The sequence below is a fragment of the Streptomyces sp. NPDC090994 genome, from assembly GCF_044768905.1.
Classification (GTDB): domain Bacteria; phylum Actinomycetota; class Actinomycetes; order Streptomycetales; family Streptomycetaceae; genus Streptomyces.
The window spans coordinates 322,645-341,982 of sequence record NZ_JBIVWS010000001.1 but is presented as its reverse complement, the minus strand read 5'-3'; the positions used below and the strand labels follow the sequence as shown (position 1 = coordinate 341,982).

General features: G+C 72.6%; 16 protein-coding genes. 8 read left to right on the top strand and 8 right to left on the bottom strand.

Features of this window, described 5'->3' with window-relative positions; all coding sequences use genetic code 11:
* Nucleotides 1-2: 2 nt before the first annotated feature.
* On the top strand, nt 3-515 hold the full coding sequence (locus ACIQR3_RS01590; RefSeq protein WP_403532708.1) for a hypothetical protein: 513 nt from the start codon (nt 3-5) through the stop codon (nt 513-515).
* Here ACIQR3_RS01590 and ACIQR3_RS01585 read toward each other — a convergent pair.
* The gene (locus tag ACIQR3_RS01585; protein ID WP_403532707.1) at nt 502-897 is read right to left on the bottom strand and encodes a DUF192 domain-containing protein; all 396 of its coding nucleotides are present in this window, start codon (nt 895-897) and stop codon (nt 502-504) included. The two genes, ACIQR3_RS01590 and ACIQR3_RS01585, sit on opposite strands and share 14 nt — an antisense overlap.
* Entirely contained in the window at nt 894-1,529 is a 636-nt protein-coding gene (locus ACIQR3_RS01580; protein ID WP_403532705.1) for a DinB family protein, read from the bottom strand. The genes ACIQR3_RS01585 and ACIQR3_RS01580 overlap by 4 nt, the downstream gene beginning before the upstream one ends.
* A gap of 200 nt (nt 1,530-1,729) precedes the next feature.
* Here ACIQR3_RS01580 and ACIQR3_RS01575 point away from each other — a divergent pair, with 200 nt between their 5' ends.
* The 5 genes from ACIQR3_RS01575 to ACIQR3_RS01555 all read left to right on the top strand — a co-directional run bounded on the left by ACIQR3_RS01575 (nt 1,730) and on the right by ACIQR3_RS01555 (nt 8,346).
* Nucleotides 1,730-2,608: an LLM class flavin-dependent oxidoreductase gene (locus tag ACIQR3_RS01575; RefSeq protein ID WP_403532703.1), complete on the top strand. Its 879-nt coding sequence runs from the start codon at nt 1,730-1,732 to the stop codon at nt 2,606-2,608.
* Between the two features lie 10 nt (nt 2,609-2,618).
* Complete coding sequence (locus ACIQR3_RS01570) at nt 2,619-3,416, top strand: class I SAM-dependent methyltransferase (RefSeq protein ID WP_403532701.1); 798 nt, start codon at nt 2,619-2,621, stop codon at nt 3,414-3,416.
* A gap of 932 nt (nt 3,417-4,348) precedes the next feature.
* Entirely contained in the window at nt 4,349-5,671 is a 1,323-nt protein-coding gene (locus tag ACIQR3_RS01565; protein ID WP_403532699.1) for a PhoH family protein, read from the top strand.
* 394 nt (nt 5,672-6,065) lie between these two features.
* A complete protein-coding gene (locus ACIQR3_RS01560) occupies nt 6,066-6,776 on the top strand; it encodes a transglycosylase SLT domain-containing protein (RefSeq protein ID WP_403532697.1) in 711 nt (236 codons plus the stop codon).
* Between the two features lie 145 nt (nt 6,777-6,921).
* Nucleotides 6,922-8,346 (top strand): AI-2E family transporter, encoded by a 1,425-nt coding sequence (locus ACIQR3_RS01555; RefSeq protein WP_403532695.1) that lies wholly within the window; start codon nt 6,922-6,924, stop codon nt 8,344-8,346.
* Nucleotides 8,347-8,436: 90 nt separating this feature from the next.
* On the opposite strand, the gene ACIQR3_RS01550 is transcribed toward ACIQR3_RS01555, so the two are convergent.
* Nucleotides 8,437-8,970 carry an alkyl hydroperoxide reductase gene (locus tag ACIQR3_RS01550; RefSeq protein WP_403532693.1) on the bottom strand — a complete coding sequence of 178 codons (534 nt, stop codon included), beginning with the start codon at nt 8,968-8,970 and terminating at the stop codon, nt 8,437-8,439.
* A gap of 6 nt (nt 8,971-8,976) precedes the next feature.
* Complete coding sequence (locus tag ACIQR3_RS01545) at nt 8,977-9,531, bottom strand: peroxiredoxin (RefSeq protein ID WP_215164668.1); 555 nt, start codon at nt 9,529-9,531, stop codon at nt 8,977-8,979.
* Nucleotides 9,532-9,660: 129 nt separating this feature from the next.
* Here ACIQR3_RS01545 and ACIQR3_RS01540 point away from each other — a divergent pair, with 129 nt between their 5' ends.
* Nucleotides 9,661-10,614, top strand: coding sequence for a LysR substrate-binding domain-containing protein (locus ACIQR3_RS01540; RefSeq protein ID WP_403533938.1), 954 nt, complete (start codon nt 9,661-9,663; stop codon nt 10,612-10,614).
* A gap of 140 nt (nt 10,615-10,754) precedes the next feature.
* Here ACIQR3_RS01540 and ACIQR3_RS01535 read toward each other — a convergent pair whose 3' ends face one another.
* The 3 genes from ACIQR3_RS01535 to ACIQR3_RS01525 are packed head-to-tail and all read right to left on the bottom strand — an operon-like array spanning nt 10,755 to nt 14,298.
* Nucleotides 10,755-13,088 carry an ABC transporter permease gene (locus tag ACIQR3_RS01535; RefSeq protein WP_403532691.1) on the bottom strand — a complete coding sequence of 778 codons (2,334 nt, stop codon included), beginning with the start codon at nt 13,086-13,088 and terminating at the stop codon, nt 10,755-10,757.
* On the bottom strand, nt 13,085-13,777 hold the full coding sequence (locus ACIQR3_RS01530; RefSeq protein WP_403532689.1) for an ABC transporter ATP-binding protein: 693 nt from the start codon (nt 13,775-13,777) through the stop codon (nt 13,085-13,087). Before ACIQR3_RS01530 ends, ACIQR3_RS01535 begins: the two co-directional genes overlap by 4 nt.
* On the bottom strand, nt 13,774-14,298 hold the full coding sequence (locus tag ACIQR3_RS01525; protein WP_403532688.1) for a PadR family transcriptional regulator: 525 nt from the start codon (nt 14,296-14,298) through the stop codon (nt 13,774-13,776). Before ACIQR3_RS01525 ends, ACIQR3_RS01530 begins: the two co-directional genes overlap by 4 nt.
* 426 nt (nt 14,299-14,724) lie before the next feature.
* Between ACIQR3_RS01525 and ACIQR3_RS01520 the strand changes: the two genes are divergently transcribed.
* The gene (locus ACIQR3_RS01520; RefSeq protein ID WP_403532686.1) at nt 14,725-17,022 is read left to right on the top strand and encodes a transglycosylase domain-containing protein; all 2,298 of its coding nucleotides are present in this window, start codon (nt 14,725-14,727) and stop codon (nt 17,020-17,022) included.
* An 82-nt stretch (nt 17,023-17,104) separates the two neighbouring features.
* On the opposite strand, the gene ACIQR3_RS01515 is transcribed toward ACIQR3_RS01520, so the two are convergent.
* Nucleotides 17,105-19,195 (bottom strand): SpoIIE family protein phosphatase, encoded by a 2,091-nt coding sequence (locus tag ACIQR3_RS01515; RefSeq protein ID WP_403532685.1) that lies wholly within the window; start codon nt 19,193-19,195, stop codon nt 17,105-17,107.
* Between the last annotated feature and the right edge of the window lie 143 nt (nt 19,196-19,338).

The following is a 19,338-nucleotide window of genomic DNA, read 5'->3' as shown; positions in this document are numbered from 1 at the left end:
CAGTGGTACGCCGGCCAGCCGCCCTGACGCTCCTCGCGGTACTCGCCCTGGCCGGCTGCGGGGGCGGCCCGGACCGTGCCGCCGACGAAACGCCCACGTCCCGACCGCCGTTCTCGTCAGCCCCGCCGCCGTCCCCGTCCCCGTCCTCGTCCCCGTCCCCCACGACGACCACGGCCGACGGTCGGAACACCGACGCCTGCGCCGACGCCGACTGCGAGGTCACCGTGTCCGAACCGGTGACCATCCCGTTCCGGGGCCCGGAGGGCCACGCCGAACTGTCCGTCACCGAGGTCGGCCCGGACCGCGTCCACTACGAAGTCACCGCCGGCGACGGCCGCTCCAGTGGCAGTGCCGACGGCCCGGGCTGGGGCTGCTACACCGTCCTCGGCGAGGACAGCAGCGGCAACGGATGCGGCCCGGCGGCCCCGGCGCCCAGCGCGGCCCCCGGCACCGTCGTCCTCCACCTGACGACCGCCCCCGACGGCACGGCCACCGTCCGGATCAGCTCCGGATGACCTCTCCCCGCACCTCCACCTCCACCCGCGTTCCCGGCCGCACCCCCCACCCGGCCATCACCCCGGCCGCCGCCTCCAGCACGTGCCGCGACCGCACCCGGGGCAGGCCCAGCCGCCCCGGCACCATCGTGCGCACCGCGAGCACGGTGAGCCGCCGGTCCAGATAGGCCACGTCGATCGGCATCCGCATCCGGAACGTGTGCACCGAGCCGGCCGGCGACAGCAGCATCGCCCCGTCCACGGCGTCCCGCCCCAGCAGTCCCCGGGTCCGGGCCCGGTAGGACGCCGCGATCTCCAGCGGAACCCGTACGTCCGCCCCACCGGCCCCCGCCGCCGGCACCACCAGCGTGCCCCGGCCGTCCCGCCACCGCCGCCCGGTCACCGCACCACGCTCCCGGCCGACGCCCGGTACAGGTCGCGCAGCAGGGCGATCTCCGCACCGTGGTGCAGCAGTTCCTGGTTGACCCACCACACGATGTCGAGGAACGGTTCCTCCGCGTCGCTGCCGTGCGGATAGGTGCAGTGGCCCACCCGGTCGAGCGCGGCGTCGTCCGCGCTCAGCAGCGCCTCCCGCCACGCCGCCGCCCCGGCCCCGAAGGCGGCGACCGCCCCCGCCGCGTCCCCGGGGACCGCGATGTCGTCCCGCGTCAGGGAACGGCTCCCCGCGGTGTGGTCGGCGCGCAGCGCCAGCATCTCGGCGAGGTGGCTCAGCCGCCACGCGAGGGTGGTGAAGGGCGGCGGCCACGGATGCGGGTAGGGCGCCGCGTCCCGGCCCCACTCGCCCGAGGCCGCACCCGCCAGGGACTCGGCCCGCGCCCCCGGCCCGTCCGCCCGCCGCCGTACCGACCAGCAGTCCGGCACCGGCTCCCAGAAGTACTCCGCGTCGGTCAGCGGCCCGACCACCGTCTCCGACCCGTCCCCGCTGTCCATCACGGGCCCGGTCAGCCGGGCGGCCAGCCGCTCCCGGGCGAAGTCGAACTGGTCGAGCAGGGAAGTGAGACGGAGAGGGGTCACGCTGCACGCTCCTGTGATGGTCCGGCGGGTCGAGGGGGCGACGGGACGGCGGTTCGGCGGGGGCGGCGGCCCGGCACGTCGGCCGGCCGACCCGCCAGCCTGGCACAGGCCACCCCCGCACCGCGCCCCCTTTCCCGCCGCCGGATCATCCGGCCGAAACTCCGTTGTACGGCGCCCCACCACCCGGGTAGGAAGATCCCATGACCGCACTCGGCGCCGTGTTCCGTCCCCAGCTCGCCCCCGAACGGCTGCGTGCCGTGGCCCGGACCGCCGACGAGGCGGGACTGGACGAACTGTGGCTGTGGGAGGACTGCTTCCGGGAGGGCGGCATCTCCACAGCCGCCGCCGCGCTCGCCTGGACCGAGCGGGTACGGGTCGGCGTCGGCCTCCTCCCCGTACCGCTGCGCAACGTCGCCCTCACCGCCATGGAGGCCGCCACGCTGCACCGGATGTTCCCCGGCCGGGCCGTCCTCGGCGTGGGCCACGGTGTGCAGGACTGGATGGGACAGGTGGGCGCGCGCGCCGAGTCGCCGGTGACCCTGCTGCGGGAGTACCTGACCGCGCTGCGGGCCCTGCTGGCGGGCGAGCGGGTCACCACCGAGGGCCGCTACGTCCGCCTCGACGACGTCGCCCTGGACTGGCCGCCGGACGCGCCCGGTGGCGCCGAGGTGTTCGCCGGGGCCACCGGCCCGCGTTCGCTGCGGCTGTCCGGCGAGGCCGCGGACGGCACGGTGCTCACCTCGGCGACCCCGCCCGAGGGGGTGCGGGCGGCCCGCCGGCTCGTCGACGAGGGCCGGGCCGCGGCCGGCCGGACCGACGGACACCAGGTCGTCGTCTATCTCCTCACCGCCACCGGTCCCGACGCCGACGCCCGGCTCCGCGCCGAACTGGCCGCCGAGGGCCTGGACTTCGTACCGGAGCTCGGTGTGGCCGGCGACGCGGGTGCCGTCGCCGAGGCCGTCGGCCGGCTGGCCGCGGCCGGCGCCGACACGGTGGTCCTCCAGCCGACCGCGGACGAACCGGACCCCGAGGGCTTCGTCCGCTTCACGGCGGAACGCGTCGCCCCCTTGCTGGCCTGAGGACACCGCCATGCGCACGTACGAGGAGCTGGTCGCCGAGGCCGTCGCCGCCCCCACCGAGGGCTGGGACTTCTCCTGGTTCGAGGGCCGGGCCACCGAGGAACGGCCCTCCTGGGGATACGCCCGCTCGCTGGCCGGACGCCTGGCCGGCGCCGACGCCGTGCTGGACATCCAGACCGGCGGCGGCGAAGTACTGGACTTCGCGCTCGGCGCTGCCCGGCGGCCGCCCCGGCTCACCGTCGCCACCGAGGGCTGGCCGCCGAACGCGGCCAAGGCCACCGCCCTGCTCCGCCCGCACGGCGTCGCGGTCGTCGCCGCACCGGAGGACGCGCCGCTGCCGTTCGCGGACGGTGCCTTCGACCTGGTCGTCAGCCGGCACCCCGTCAGGCCGCGGTGGACGGAGATCGCCCGGGTACTGAGCCCCGGCGGCACCTACTTCGCCCAGCACGTGGGCCCCGCCAGCGCCTTCGAACTCGTCGAGTACTTCCTCGGGCCCCGCCCCGAGGCGAGCCGTCGCGACCGTCACCCCGAGGACGAGCGGGCCGCCGCCGAGGCCGCCGGGCTGGAGGTCACCGAGCTGCGGGCGGAGCGGCTGCGGATGGAGTTCCACGACATCGGGGCCGTCGTCCACTTCCTGCGCAAGGTCGTGTGGATGGTCCCGGGGTTCACCGTCGAGGCGTACGGGCCCCGGCTGCGCGCCCTGCACGAGCGGATCGAGACCGAGGGGCGGCCCTTCGTGGCCCACAGCTCCCGGCACCTCGTCGTGGCCCGGCACGCGGACGCACGCGAGGCCCGACGACGCCGCTAATCACGTTTGCACCATTTGCTGCACCTATGACCGATAACTCCACCACGGATCTCCGCGGATCTCCACGGGGTTTCCACATCGTTATCCCGCGCGGCGTCCAGCGACTCGATCGAGCCCCGCCATGTCGCGTAAGTTCGGACCAAGTTGATTCGCGTGAGCAAAGCCGCGTGAGTGGCACCGTGCAGCGGAGGGGGCTGCGCGGTGCCGGGCCACGTGCGCGTTCGCCGGTGACGCCACCCGGCGGGGGAGCCGGGGGCGCTTCACCGGGAGGGGCCGGGGTGTGCGCCGGGCCCTGTGGAACGCCTCTCATGCCACACGCCTTCCATGGGATTCCGCTGTGTTCCGGCCATGATCACGGCGTGAATCGGGAGCCCGCCGGCCAGCGCGGCGTCGCCGGGCGAATTCGGAGAGTAGTTGTTTCGCGCCGATGCACCCAGTAGCCCTTACGAAGGGTTATGGTGGAAACCCCCCCTCGGGCCGGTCCGTATCCCCCCCCCACGGACCGGCCCGTTTTTCTGTGCGGCCGACGCGTGGCCGACGCGTGACCGACGCGTCGCCGGTGGAGGGCCGACGCGCGGCCGGACCGGGCCGTGCGCGCGCCGCCCCGTCCCGGCGGACCCGCGGGGGTGCCGGCGGGTCACGTGTAACGAACAGTTCATCAGCGCGCCGTCATATGCCGGGGCATGGCCGCGCTTCAGACAGGGCATAAAGCAACCAGGTCGACACCCGAACCACGGGTGTCGGTTCTCAGCGGGCGGCACGGGGCCGTCCCGCCCGGGAGGCCCTTTGCACCAGCCCGACCGTGCGGTCTCGGCACGGGAGAAGCAGTGGAGGGCCGGTCCCCGGCCCGTGCGGTGTGTGCATCGCGGCCGACGACCGGTCCAGCCCCACTCCGTCGCTCCCCGACCTCTCCCGAGGGGGTACGTCCTTCCGTGGTGACCAGCGCAAAGCGCCCCAAGCCAGACCGGCGCACCTACGTTCTCGACACCAGTGTCCTGCTGGCCGATCCGAACGCTCTCAGCCGCTTCGACGAGCACGAGGTCGTGCTTCCGATCGTCGTGGTCACGGAACTGGAGGCCAAACGGAACCATCCCGAACTCGGCTACTTCGCCCGGCAGGCCCTGCGGCTGCTCGACGACTGCCGGGTGCGGCACGGCCGCCTGGACGCCCCGATCCCGATCGGGGAGCTGGGCGGGACCCTGCGGGTCGAGCTGAACCACTCGGACCCCAGCGTGCTGCCCAGCGGGTACCGCCTGGGGGACAACGACTCCCGCATCCTCGCGGTCGCCCGGAACCTCCAGGCCGAGGGGTTCGACGTCACCGTCGTGTCGAAGGACCTCCCGCTGCGGATCAAGGCGTCCTCCGTGGGGCTGCTGGCCGAGGAGTACCGGGCCGAACTGGCCATCACGGACTCCGGCTGGACCGGGATGGCCGAGCTGACGCTGCCCGGCGAGCAGGTGGACGTCCTCTTCGAGGAGGGGCACCTCCACGTGCCCGAGGCCGCCGGCCTGCCCGTGCACACCGGGCTGACCATCCAGTCGGAGCGGGGCAAGGCACTCGGCCGGGTCACCCCGGAGGGGAACGTCCGCCTGGTGCGCGGCGACCGGGAGGCGTTCGGCATCAAGGGCCGCAGCGCCGAGCAGCGGATCGCGCTCGACCTGCTGCTCGACCCGGACATCGGGATCGTGTCGATGGGCGGCCGGGCCGGCACCGGCAAGTCGGCGCTGGCACTGTGCGCGGGCCTGGAAGCGGTCCTCGAGCGCCGGCAGCACCAGAAGGTGATGGTCTTCCGGCCGCTGTACGCGGTGGGCGGGCAGGAGCTGGGCTACCTGCCCGGCACCGAGGCCGAGAAGATGAGCCCCTGGGCGCAGGCGGTCTTCGACACCCTCTCGGCGGTCACCAGCCGCGAGGTCATCGAGGAGGTCACCGCGCGCGGCATGCTGGAGGTGCTGCCGCTCACCCACATCCGCGGCCGGTCGCTGCACGACGCGTTCGTCATCGTGGACGAGGCCCAGTCCCTGGAGCGCAACGTCCTGCTGACCGTGCTGTCCCGGATCGGCGCCGACTCACGGGTCGTTCTCACCCATGACGTGGCACAGCGGGACAACCTCCGCGTCGGGCGGTACGACGGTGTCGTCGCCGTGGTGGAGAAGCTGAAGGGGCATCCGCTCTTCGCGCACGTCACGCTGACCCGGTCCGAAAGGTCACAGATCGCGGCGCTCGTCACCGAAATGCTGGAGGACGGCCGCATTTGACACCCGCGTAGAGGCGCCGTCCGGAAAAGGCCAAGAGCCTAGCCGGGCGGCGCCTTCGCGTGCGGGAGTTTCCGTAATTCCCCGGCGACAAACGAGGTGTGAGCTTTCACACGCAACTCAAGATTGCCTCACGCCGTCCGGTTACGGCAGAGTCTCGTTCCTGTCAGGCCCCGCATACGACACACGTGTACCCCCAGCGGTACGCAATCACAGCAGTACCAGGTCAACTCCATAGCCACGTCGTATGCCGCCCGAGCACCACGCGGCGCTCCCCCACCGGGAGTTGCCCACCGGGCCCGCGCCTCCCGTGACCCCGAAGTTGGGGAGGCCAGCGTCAGGGGCACGATCGCGTCCGCGAGGGTCACCGAAGCGGGCGATGCTGGAAGGAAACCGTGTGAGCCGGATCTCGGTCCGGGGATTCGCAGTGGCCTCGGCCACGGCGGTCACCGCTGTCGGAAGCGTCGTCGGTGTTGCCTCGGGCAGCACCATGCAGGGCAACAACGACGCCGAGGCGACGGCCAGTGGCACGACGCTCCTCGCGGACATCCCCGTGGGGCAGCAGGCCCAGGTCCAGACCGCGTCGCTGACGCAGCAGGCCGACGCGCAGGCGATCGCCGCCGATGCGGGCGCCAGGAAGCAGGCGGAGGAGGCGGCACGCAAGGCCGCCGCCCAGACCGCGGTCGCCAAGAAGAAGCAGGCCGACGCGGCGGCCAAGAAGGCCGCGCAGGACGCGAAGGAGCGCGAGGACGCCGACGAGCAGGCCAGCCGCGACGCCACCCGCGACGCCTCCGACTTCTCCGTCCAGAGTTCCTACACCGTCGCCCAGATCCAGTCGATGGCGCGTCAGATGGTGCCGAGCGCGCAGTTCCAGTGCTTCAGCAACATCGTCGACCACGAGTCGAGCTGGAACTACCAGGCGGTCAACGCCTCCTCCGGCGCCTACGGTCTCTTCCAGGCCCTGCCCGCCTCCAAGTACTCCTCGGTCGGCTCCGACTGGCAGACCAACCCGGCCACGCAGATCAAGTGGGGCCTGAACTACATGAACGACCGCTACGGCAGCCCGTGCGACGCCTGGACCTTCTGGCAGGCCAACCACTGGTACTGAGCCGCCCGCGGCCCCGTGCCGCCGCTCAACCCCGCGCAGCCCCTCGCCGTCCTACGGTGAGGGGCTTTCGCATGCGCGCCCTGTACGGTCGGAGCGACGACTCCAGGGGGGAGTGGTGGGGAGAGACGGGGGAAGAGGACGGATCATGTCGCGAGTGCCAGGGTGGATCGGCCGGCTCGGCGCCGGGCTGACCCGGGTGAGCCGGACGCTGGACCAGCGCCGCGCGGAGGCGGAGCGGGAGGACGCCGCCGCCGACGCCGCGGGGACACAGCCGTACGACCAGCGGCCGTACGACCAGCAGCCGTACGACCAGCGGTCCTACGGCCGGCAGTCCGACGAGCAGCAGGCGTACGCGCAGCGGCCGCACGACCACGTACCGCCGCCGCCGGACCACCCGCCCGCCGTCGCCGCCCGGCCCGATCCCGCCCAGGCCGTGCCGTGGGGCGTGCGGGTCGCGGCCGAGGCGGGCTGGCGGCTGCTGGTCCTCGCGGGCACCCTGTGGGTGCTGATGCGGATCATCAGCGCCGTCCAGCTGGTCGTGCTGGCCTTCGTGGCCGCGCTGCTGATCACGGCGCTGCTCCAGCCGACGGTGGGGCGGCTGCGGCGGCGCGGGGTGCCGCGCGGAGTGGCCACGGCGCTCACCGCGATCGGCGGGTTCGTGGTGATGGGCCTGATCGGCTGGTTCGTCACCTGGCAGGTCATGGAGAACATCGACAGCCTCTCCGGCCAGGTCCAGGACGGCATCGACGAGCTGCGCCGCTGGCTGCTCGACAGCCCTTTCCACGTCACCGACAAGCAGATCAACGAGATCGCCGAGAACCTGCGGGACGCCGTCGGCGCCAACACCGACCAGATCACCTCCGCGGGCCTGGAGGGCGTGACGGTCGTCGTCGAGGCGCTGACCGGCATCCTGCTGGCCGTCTTCTCGACCCTGTTCCTGCTCTACGACGGCCGGCGGATCTGGGAGTGGTCGCTGAAGCTGGTCCCGGCCGCCGCCCGGCCCGGCGTGGCCGGCGCCGGTCCGCGGGCCTGGCGGACGCTGACCGCGTATGTGCGCGGCACGGTGATAGTGGCCCTGATCGACGCGGTCTTCATCGGTCTCGGCATCTACTTCCTCGACGTGCCGATGGCCGTGCCGCTGGCCGTGTTCATCTTCCTGGGCGCGTTCGTCCCGCTGGTCGGCGCCGTGGTGTCGGGCGCGCTGGCGGTCGTCGTCGGACTGGTGACGCAGGGCGTGTTCACCGCCGTGATGGTCCTCGTCGTGGTGCTGGCGGTGCAGCAGATCGAGGGGCACATCCTCCAGCCGTTCATCCTGGGGCGGGCGGTGCGCGTCCATCCGCTCGCGGTGGTGCTGTCGGTGTCGGCCGGCGGCCTGGTGGCCGGCATCGGCGGCGCGGTGGTCGCCGTACCGCTGGTCGCGGTGACCAACACCGTCGTGGGCTATCTGCGGGCGCACTCCCGGGAGGCGGCGCTGCGGGGCACGCCGAGGCCGCACGGGGCCACGTCGACGGACGCCGCCCCGGCGGCCGGGAAGCCCCCGCCCGCCGGCCCGCCGCCGGCCTCCGCCTGACGCCATGCCGACGGGCCCCGTCCACCGGGAGGTGGACGGGGCCCGTCGCCGTACCCCGGTACGCAGGACTCCGTACCGGGGTACGCCGGACTACTCGGCGAGGACCGCCTCGGCGTCCAGCGTGGCGCCCACGGCCTGGATCACGGCCGCGATCTTGAAGGCTTCCTGGACGGTCTCCCGGTCCAGGCCCGCCTTGCGGAGCACCTGCTCGTGCGAGTCCAGGCACATGCCGCAGCCGTTGATGGCGGAGACCGCGAAGGACCACAGCTCGAAGTCGACCTTGTCGACGCCCGGGTTGCCGATGACGTTCATCCGCAGCCCGGCCCGCAGGGTGCCGTACTCGTGGTCCGACAGCAGGTGCCGGGTGCGGTAGAAGACGTTGTTCATCGCCATGATCGCGGCGGCCGACTTGGCGGCCGTGTACGCCTCCGGCGTGAGGTTCGCCTTCGCCTCCGGCTCCAGCTCGCGCAGCACGATCGGGGAGCGCGAGGCGATGGCGGTCGCCAGCACGGTGCCCCACAGCTGCTGCGCCGGGAGGTCGGAGTTGCCGATGACCGAGCCCAGGTTGAGCTTCAGGTCCTTGGCGTAGTCCGGTATGGCGGACTTCAGGGTGTCGAGGGACATGTCAGCTCACTCTCCCGACAGCAGCGCGACGGGGTCCAGGGTCTCGTCGCCCTTGGACCAGTTGCACGGGCACAGCTCGTCGGTCTGCAGGGCGTCCAGGACCCGCAGGACCTCCTTGGGGTTACGGCCGACGGAGCCGGCGGTCACCATGGTGAACTGGATCTCGTTGTTCTGGTCCACGATGAAGACGGCGCGCTGCGCGAAGCCGTCCTCGCCCTCGATGCCGAGCGCGCGCATCAGCTCGTGCTTGGAGTCGGCCATCATCGGGAACGGCAGGTCGGTCAGGTCCGGGTGGTCCTTGCGCCAGGCGTGGTGCACGAACTCGGAGTCACCGGAGAAGCCGAGGATCTGGGCGTCCCGGTCGGCGAACTCCTCGTTCAGCTTGCCGAAGGCCGCGATCTCGGTCGGGCACACGAAGGTGAAGTCCTTGGGCCAAGCGAAGACGACCTTCCACTTGCCCTCGTAGGTCTTGTGGTTGATCTGCTCGAACTCCTTGCCCTTCTCCAGCGAGACGCAGGCGGTCAGTTCGAACTCGGGGAACTTGTCACCGACAGTGAGCACACGCTCTCCTTGCAGCGCGGAAACGCCCAGTTTGCAGGCGTTTCCCATGGGTTGGACGGCTCCGATGCTGGCACAGGGTGCATTGATTGCGGAAATAGCTACACTCGGTCGGGTTGATCGGAGGTAGTTATCAGTACGGCCGGTAATAAGCCCAGGCAGCCCAGCCTCGCCCAGCTCCGCGCGTTCGCCGCGGTCGCCGAGCACCTGCACTTCCGCGATGCCGCCGCGGCGATCGGCATGAGTCAGCCCGCGCTCTCGGGAGCGGTCTCCGCCCTGGAGGAGACACTCGGTGTCACCCTCGTCGAGCGTACGACGCGCAGAGTACTGCTCACTCCGGAGGGTGAACGTCTTCTGGTCCGGGCCAAGGCGGTACTGGAGGAAATAGGGGCGCTGACGGAGGAGGCCACGGCCCTGCGCGCCCCGTTCACCGGCGCGCTGCGCCTGGGCGTCATCCCGACCGTCGCGCCGTACGTGCTGCCGGCCGTGCTGCGCCTGGCGCACGAGCGCTACCCGGACCTCGACCTCCAGGTGCACGAGGAGCAGACCGCCAGCCTGCTGGACGGGCTCACCTCCGGCCGCCTCGACCTGCTGCTGCTCGCCGTCCCGCTCGGCATGCCCGGCGTCGTCGAACTGCCCCTCTTCGACGAGGACTTCGTACTCGTCACCCCGCTCGGCCACTGGCTCGGCGGCCGCGAGGGCATCCCGCGCTCCGCGCTGCGCTCGCTCAACCTGCTGCTGCTCGACGAGGGCCACTGCCTGCGCGACCAGGCCCTGGACATCTGCCGGGAGGCCGGACGCGCGGACGTGCCGGCGACCACCACGGCCGCCGGCCTGTCCACGCTGGTCCAACTGGTCGCCGGCGGCCTCGGCGTCACCCTGCTGCCGCGCACCGCGGTCCGGGTGGAGACCTCCCGGGCCGCCGGGCTCCTCACCGCGTACTTCGCCGACCCCGCGCCCACCCGCCGGATCGCCCTGGCGATGCGCGGCGGGGCGGCGCGGTCCGCGGAGTACGAGGAACTGGCGGCCTCCCTGCGGGAGGCGGTACGCACGCTGCCGGTCCGGGTCGTGGACCCGACGCCCTGACGCCCTGACGCCCTGACCGGTCCGGCACCGACGGTTCCGGCCTGCTCCGTACGCGGCCCCGGGCCCTGAACGTCCAGGACCCGGCTGTCCCGCCTGCTCCGTGCGCGGGCCCCCGGGCCCCGGCCGCCGGGCGCCGCCGCCTACTCCGTGCGCAGGCCGTCCGGGCGCAGCATCCGCAGCAGCGGGGGCAGGCTGAGCAGCGTCACCGCCAGGACGACCGCCGCGCCGACGCCGGTCATCGACAGCAGGCTCGGCCAGTCGATCCGGACCGCGGTGCCGGTCATCTTCAGCAGGACCGTGCCGAGCGTCAGCCCCACCACCGCGGAGAGCAGCAGGCCCACCGCGATCGGGACCGCCGTCTGCCACAGCACCGACAGCCCCAGGGTGCGGCGCCGGGTGCCGAAGGCGACCAGGGACGACAGCAGCTTGCGGCGCTCGCGCAGCTGCTCCAGCTGGGTCACCAGCAGGCTCGCGCCGATCAGCGCCAGCACACAGGCGGCGCCGACGAACAGGCCGGTGCGGATGGCCGTGAACCTCTCGCTCCGCGTGGTGGACGACCAGACCTGGGCGTGCGCCAGCGGATCGACGGCCGCGGCGGTGTTGCGCACCCGCTCCTGGACGTCCGGCACCGACCGGTCGAGCCCCAGGTAGACCTCCGTGCGCAGACTCGACAGGACCTTGTCGTCGAGGGCTTTGGGGGTGAACAGGAACCCGGTCGTCGTGTTGTCGATCAGGCCGACGCGTTCGCCGGCCTCCTTGACGCCCTCCGGCACCGTCCACTCGACCCGCGCGCCCGGGACGTCGTCGTACGACGGTTCGAAGTATAGCCGCCGCCCCGGCTCGGCCAGCGTGTCGATGGCCGAGTCGTACGAGGGGTCGAGGACGGCGAAGACGTCGCCGTCCGCGCAGGAGTCCAGCCGGACGATCTGCCGCAGCGCCGTGCAGTCCCCGACCGTCACCTGCTCCGAGTCCTCCGGGTTCATCGGGCGGTCGCCGATGGAGCCCTCGGAGTAGGCGTAGACGTTCTCGACGCCCTTGGTGGACGCGAACTCCGCGGCCGAGGAGGACTGCGCGCTGCCCGACAGGCTCACCTGCATCTGCGCCCGCGTGACGTCCTGCCCGGTGCTCCTGGTGTAGTCGTCGTCCACCCCCGCGAACAGCATCTGCAGGGCGATCGCCCCGGCGACGGCCACCGCCACGCCGTTGACCATGCGGGCCGCGGTGCCGCTGTTCAGCTGGAGGCGCCGGACCGCCAGCTGCCAGGAGACACCGCCCGTGCCGAGCCGGGCGACGAACCGCTCCACGATCCACGGCAGCAGCGCCGTCACGCCGACCAGCAGCAGGACGACGCCGCCGACCACCAGGTACTGGTTGAAGGTGCCGTTGTCGCGGCCCTGGCCGATCATCGGGTAGAGCATCGCCAGACCGGCCAGCGGCATCAGCAGCCGCCACCACAGCCGGCGCCGCGCGGGCCGGGCCGTGCGGACCACGCCGAGCGGCTCGATGACCACCCCGCGCAGCGCGAACAGCGTCACCAGCACCGCCGCCGCCGGGACGGCCACCCCCACCAGCAGGGCCAGCCAGGGCGAGGGGTTCAGATAGCTCGGGAAGACGCTGACGTCGAACACCACGGCCCGGCCCGCTAGCTGCCGGCCGATCAGGAAGAACACCGTGCCGAAGACCAGTCCGAGCACCGAGCCCGCCAGTGCCTCGCCGGCGGCGATCCGCCGGGTCATCAGGGCGTCGGAGCCGACCAGCCGCAGCGCCGCCAGCCGTCGGTCGCGCCGCTCGCCGCCGAACCGCACGGCCGTGGCGATGAACACGGCGACCGGCATCAGCAGCACCACGAACACCACGAGGATCAGCAGCAGCAGTACGGGGTCCAGCTCGTCCGACGACGTGCCGTCGATGGGGCCGAAGTGGTCGATCCTGGTGACGTGGGAGTCGCCGAGGTGCGCGGCGAGTCCCTCGGCGCCCCGGACGAAGGTGAGCTCCTGGGAGCCGACCAGGCCCTCCTCCGCGATGGTGCCGGTGATCCGGTCCGGGAACCGCTCGCGCAGCAGCTTCCCGGAGTCCGACTCCAGCAGCTCCTTCAGCGCGGGGGAGACGAGCATCTCGCCCTCGGCCGGCACGGCGTCCATCCCGGGCGGTACCGGCGCGTCGGGCCCCTCGGGCTCCATCCCGCGGCCCCGGATCTCCTGGTCCCGGAACTCCGTGTCGAGGTCCGCGACCAGCAGGGTGTCGTTCCCCTTCGGGGGGACGGTGGTCACCATCCACGAGATGTCCGTACGGGCGTCCTCCCGGTCGTGCCGGGCGGAGAGCGCGCTCGGGATGGCCGTCGTCAGCAGCAGCAGTGCCACGCCGAGCCCCACGCCGACGGCCGTCAGCAGCGCCCGGGTCCACCCCTCGCGCCCGCCGGTCAGGGTGAACCGGACGCCCAGGGCCAGGTCGCGGCCCCACTGCCGGACGTTCATACGACCCGCTCCATGTCCCGGGACTTCCCGTCCCGTACGACGACCTCGCGGTCCGACCAGGCGGCCACCCGCGCCTCGTGCGTGACCAGCACGACGGCGGCGTTGGTGGACCGGGCGGCCTCGGTGAGCAGCTCCATGACGCGCTCGCCGTTGAGGGAGTCCAGGGCGCCGGTGGGTTCGTCGGCGAAGAGCACGCGCGGGCCGGTGACCAGCGACCGCGCCACGGCGACCCGCTGGCCCTGCCCGCCGGAGACCTCGCCGGGCCGCTTCCTGGCGAGGTCGTCGACCTCCAGGCGTTCCATCCAGCCGAGCGCGGTCCGCTCGGCCTCCTTGCGGGACGTGCCGTTCAGCCGCAGCGGCAGGGCCACGTTCTCCACACAGGTCAGCTCCGGCACGAGCTGGCCGAACTGGAACACGAACCCGAACTCGGTGCGCCGCAGGTGGCTGCGCTGGGCGTCGTTCATGGCGGACAGTTCGCGCCCGTTGTAGGTGATCGTGCCGGAGTCGGGCGGGACGATGCCGGCCAGGCAGTGCAGCAGCGTGGACTTGCCGGAGCCGGAGGGCCCCATCACGGCGACGACCTCGCCGGGGTGGATGGAGAACCCGGCGCCGTCGAGGGCGAGGGTCGGGCCGTAGGCCTTGCGCAGGTCCCGTGCGGTGAGCAGGGAACCGGGGGGAGGGGTCGTCACGGGGTCACCGCCGCACGGAGCTTGTCGAGGCGCGCCGCGGTGAGCTCCAGCCACCGCAGGTCGGCTTCCAGGTGGAACAGGGCGTGGTCGCAGATGAGCTGGTCGGCGAGGTCGCCCTTGCGCTTGCGGTCGGTGAGGACGCGCATGTGGCGCAGGTGCTCGGCGCGCTGCTCGTCGAGGATGTCGGCGGCGTCGCGGTGCGTGAGCAGGGCGAGGACGACCTTGGTGTACAGCGTCGACTGGAGGTAGGGCTCCGGCTTCTCCGGCGTCGCCAGCCACCGTTCGACGTCGGTGATGCCGGCGTCGGTGATCGCGTACCGCTTGCGCTCCGGGCCGCCGCCGGCCTCGATGCCGTCGACCTCCACGAGGCCGTTCTTCAGCAGGCGGGACATCGTCGAATAGACCTGGCCGTAGTGGAGCGGCCGGTCCTGACCGAACTTCTCGTCGAAGGCCCGCTTCAGGTCGTAACCGTGGCGGGGCCCGGACTCCAGGAGACCGAGCAGAGTGTGACCGATGGACATGCCGCGCACTCTACACACGGTGTATACCTGCCGTGTATACGCACTGTGTGCAGTTGGTGAGGGCGGGCGCCGCGTCGCAGGTCGCGGGGTGTTGTCACGGTTCTGTCACCGCTCGCAGGGCCCGGCGCGCCGCCGCTCGGGGAGGGGGCCGGGCGGGGGCCGGGGGTGCGGCGGCAGGGGTTCGGCATCTCGGACGCGCCGCCGGCGGCATAGGTGACATACCTGTTTATTCCGCCCCGCCATGGCAACCCTCGGGCCCTCCCGTACGTCGGTTCCAAAGGGCAGGGGTGCTGATTCTCACGTCCCCAAAAGGCTGGATCGGCGACTCTTTGTCACACCTGGCGGTGCTAGCTTCTTACGCTGACCTGCTGACGGAACCTGTGTGTCTTGTGAGCACACACGAACGAAGCGGAGCGGAACGGGCCCATGGGACGAGCGGAAGAGAGAAGAGCGCGGCAGCGTGGCGGACGCCGCGCGGCGCCCAAGCGCCGCCGTCCACCGGCCGCGAACGGCAAGGGACGGATACGCCGGCTCTTCACCTGGAAGAAGGTCCTCGGGACCTTCCTCGGGCTCTGCCTGCTCGGCATGGGCGCCTTCGTCGTGCTGTACATGATGATCCAGATACCCGAGGGCAACGCCGACGCGACGCTGCAGAGCAACGTCTACAAATACAGCGACGGCACGGTCATGACCCGCAGCGGCGAGCGCAACCGTGAGATCGTCGACCTCTCCAAGGTGCCCAAGGACGTCCAGCACGCCTTCGTCGCCGCCGAGAACAAGACCTTCTACGACGACTCCGGCGTCGACCTCAGGGGCACCGCCCGCGGCCTGCTCAACACCCTCTCCGGCAAGGGCGCGCAGGGCGGCTCGACCATCACCCAGCAGTACGTCAAGAACTACTACCTCACCCAGGACCAGACCGTCACGCGCAAGCTGAAGGAACTGGTCATCTCCCTCAAGCTGGACCAGCAGAAGTCCAAGGACTACATCCTCGCCGGCTACCTGAACACCAGCTACTACGGCCGCGGCGCCTACGGCATCCAGGCCGCCGCCCAGGCCTACTACCGCGTCGACGCCGAAGAGCTGACGGTCGAGCAGGGCGCCTACCTCGCCGCGCTGCTCCAGGCGCCCAGCCAGTACGACTGGGCGGTCGCCACCGAGACCGGCAAGAAGCTGGCCAAGCAGCGCTGGAACTACGTCCTGGACAAGATGGTCGAGCAGGACTGGCTGAGCACCTCCGACCGGCAGGCCGCGAAGTTCCAGGTCCCCGAGGAGCCCAAGGGCGTCGAGGGCATGCAGGGCCAGAACGGTTACCTGGTGGACGCGGCCAACGACGCGCTGGAGGACCAGCTCGTCGCCGCCGGCACCGCCGAGGACAAGGAGCAGGCCGCCGCGATGGTCGAGGCCGGCGGCTGGACCGTCACCCTCAACATCGACAAGAAGAAGCAGGCGGCGCTGGAGAAGTCCGTCAAGCAGCAGCTGACCAGCAAGCTCGACGCCGACGAGCGTGACGTCGACGCCGACGTCCAGGCGGGCGCCGTCTCCGTCGACCCGAAGACCGGCGCGGTCGTGGCGATGTACGGCGGCGTGGACTACCTCAAGCACTACGTCAACAACGCCACCCGCAAGGACTACCAGCCCGCCTCCACCTTCAAGCCGGTCATCCTCGCCGCCGCCGTGGACCAGGACGCCGAGACCCAGGACGGCGTGCCGATCACGGCCAACACGGTCTACGACGGCACCAGCAAGCGCCAGGTCGAGTCCAACGGCACCAAGGTCGGCTTCGCGCCCGAGAACGAGGACGACGTCGACTACGGCGACATCTCCGTCCAGACGGCCATGAACAAGTCCGTCAACTCCGTCTTCGCGCAGATGGGCGTCGACGTCGGCATGGACCAGGTGGTGGACGTCGCCGCCGACCTCGGCATGGACGACGACCTGCAGGCCGTACCGGCCCAGACCCTGGGCAGTATGGGCGCCAGCCCGCTCCAGATGGCCGGCGTCTACGCCACCCTCGACAACCACGGCAAGAAGGTCACCCCGGCCATCGTGAAGTCGGTCGAGCACAACTCCCGCGCGGTGGAGTTCCCCGACCCGATCGGCGAGCAGGTCATCAGCCGCGAGGCCGCCGACACGGTGACCAGCGTGCTGACCGGCGTGGTCGACGACGGTACGGCCAAGACCTCCGTACGGGACAACCCGATGCGCGACGGCCAGCAGGTGGCCGGCAAGACCGGTACCTCCGACAACAACAAGTCGGCCTGGTTCACCGGCTTCACCCCCAAACTGGTCACCTCGGTCGGCCTGTTCGGCGAGGACGCCAAGACCCACGGCCAGGTCGCGATGTACGGCGCGGGCGGCGAGGACCGCGTCAACGGCGGTGGGTTCCCGGCCCAGATCTGGGCGGCGTACACGTTCGGCGTGATGGACAAGACCAGCAAGTTCGACCTGGACACCAAGCAGGGCGCGGCGGTCGCGCCCAGCACGTCGGCGCCGCCGACCGAGACGACCTCGTCGCCGCCCGCGGAGGAGACGACCTCGGCTCCGCCCAAGGACGAGGAGACGACGTCGGCGCCGCCCACCGACGAGGAGACGACCACCACGCCGCCCCCGGACGACGAGACCACGACGCCCCCGCCGGACGACGAGGAGACCACCACGCCTCCGCCGACGGACGAGGAGACCGACGAGGAGGACGACGGCTTCCCGGGCGGCGACTGGTAGCCGGCGGACGGACGCGGGACGGAAAAGGGGGAGGGCGCCCGGTGCACACCGGGCGCCCTCCCCCTTTTCCGCTTCCGTACGCTCAGCCGTGGTTCAGCTCGAACCACACCACCTTGCCGGTGCTCAGCCGGGTCGCGCCCCAGCGCCGGGCCAGCCGGTTCACCAGGTACAGCCCGCGCCCGCCCTCGTCGGTGGCGCGGGCCTGCCGGAGGCGCGGCAGCTGCGGCACGTCGTCGCCGACCTCGCAGCGCAGCACGTCGGTCCGCAGCAGCCGCAGGGTTACCGGGCGGGAGGCGTACCGCACCGCGTTGGTGACGACCTCGCTGACCAGCAGCTCGACGGAGTCGGTCAGCTCCTCCAGGCCCCAGCGGGCCAGCGCGTGCCGGGCCAGCCGGCGGGCCCGGCCGGGCGCCGCGTCCTCCGGCTCCAGGTACCAGTACGCCACGTCGCTCGGCGCGATCCCGTCGAAGCGGGCGGCGAGCAGCGCGATGTCGTCGTCCCGGTCGCCCGGCCCGAGCATGTCCAGCACCTCGTCGCACAGGGCTTCCAGGGGCGGCGAGTGGTCCGGGCCGGTCAGCTGGGCGGTCGCGGCGAGCTTCTCCCGCAGCTGCTCTATGCCGGTCCACACGTCCCGCAGGCGGGACTCGACCAGCCCGTCCGTGTAGAGCAGCAGCGTCGCGCCGGCCGGCGCGTCCAGCTCGACGGCCTCGAAGTCGACGCCGCCGACGCCGATCGGGGCGCCCGGCGGCACCCGCAGCACCTCGGCCCGGCCGCCCAGGTGCAGCAGGACGGGCGGGGGATGGCCGGCGTTGGCGATGGTGATGCGGTGCGAGACCGGGTCGTAGACCGCGTACAGGCAGGTCGCCATGCGGTCCGTGCCCAGCCGCTGGGCCTGCTCGTCGAGGTGGTGCAGCACCTCCTGCGGCGGCAGGTCGAGCCCGGCGAGGGTCTGCGCGGTGGTGCGCAGCTGGCCCATGATGGCCGCCGACGTCATGGAGTGGCCCATCACGTCCCCGACGACCAGCGCGACCCGGCTGCCGGGCAGCGGGATCGCGTCGTACCAGTCGCCGCCTACCCGGGCCGTCTCGGCGGCCGGGAGGTAGCGGGAGGCCAGCTTGACGCCGGTGCAGCGCGGCAGGTTCTCCGGCAGCATCGTGCGCTGCAACTCGTCGGCGATGTACGCCTCGCGGCCGTACAGCACCGCCTTGTCGATGCCCAGCGCGCTGTGCGTGGCGAGCTGCGCGGCCACCAGCAGGTCGTCGGCCTCGAAGGCGGCCCGCTCCGGACGGCGCAGGAACAGCGCGGCGCCGATCACCCGGCGCCGGCCGCGCAGCGGCGCCAGGACGGCACGCCGTCCGTCGGGCAGCGGGAGGTCGCTGAGGTCGCCGAGGAGTTCGGGCAGGGCGGCGCGGGCCGCGGGCGCGTCCGTGAAGACCGGCCGCACCCCGCGCAGCACCTCGGCCAGCGCGCTGCCCGGCCGCACCTCGCACAGCTCCGCGCCGACCGCGTCCAGGTCGGCCGGTTCGGGCTGGACCGGCGGCATGAACCCGCCCTCGGTGTCCCGCTCGGCGGGGATGCGGTCGGTGCGGCGCAGCCGCAGCACCAGCGGACCGGTGGGCCGCTCGTCGCCGACCGGCAGCGGCTCGCGCAGATAGACCAGGATCGCGTCGGCGAACGTGGGCACGGTCGCCCGGCACAGCCCCATCACGATCTCGTCCAGGTCCATGCCCCGGGCGATCCGCCGGGTGGCGGCGCCCACGAAGCGCAGCCGGTCCCCGTCCCGCCGCATCGGCGTGGGCTGTCCCGGCGGCAGCGGCTGCCCGCTGCGCCGCTCGGACCCGGCCGGCTCGGCCGGGACTCCGCCGGGCGGGGCCGGGACGCCCTCCGGCACCGGTACCGGCCGCGGGCGGTGCGCGTCGGGTCCGGCCGGCTGCTCGGTGCCCGGCTGGGCGTGCTCGGACACGTCGACGGGGTCCCCGCCCACCGCGGCGGCGGCCACGGGCGGCATGGACGGTGGAGTGTCCCCGCCGGGACCCTGGGCCGGCAGCGCGGCGTCGGGGGCGCGCGGTGGCGCCGGGGTGTGCAACAGCGCCCCGCGGGGGTCCGTGGGGTCGTTGCCCGCCTGGGGGCGCTCGAAGGAGATCGGGTGCTCCGTCACGCGTGTCGAATCCATCCGTCCGCGACTGCGCGCCGCGCGTGCAGTTCGTCCCGCAGAAGTCCCGATACCCGCAACGCGCGCCCCGGGAACGGAATTCCCGCGCGGTCGGAGGCTGTTCCTGGACTGCCGCCGGGCCTGCCGTGATACGCGCCGGCGCT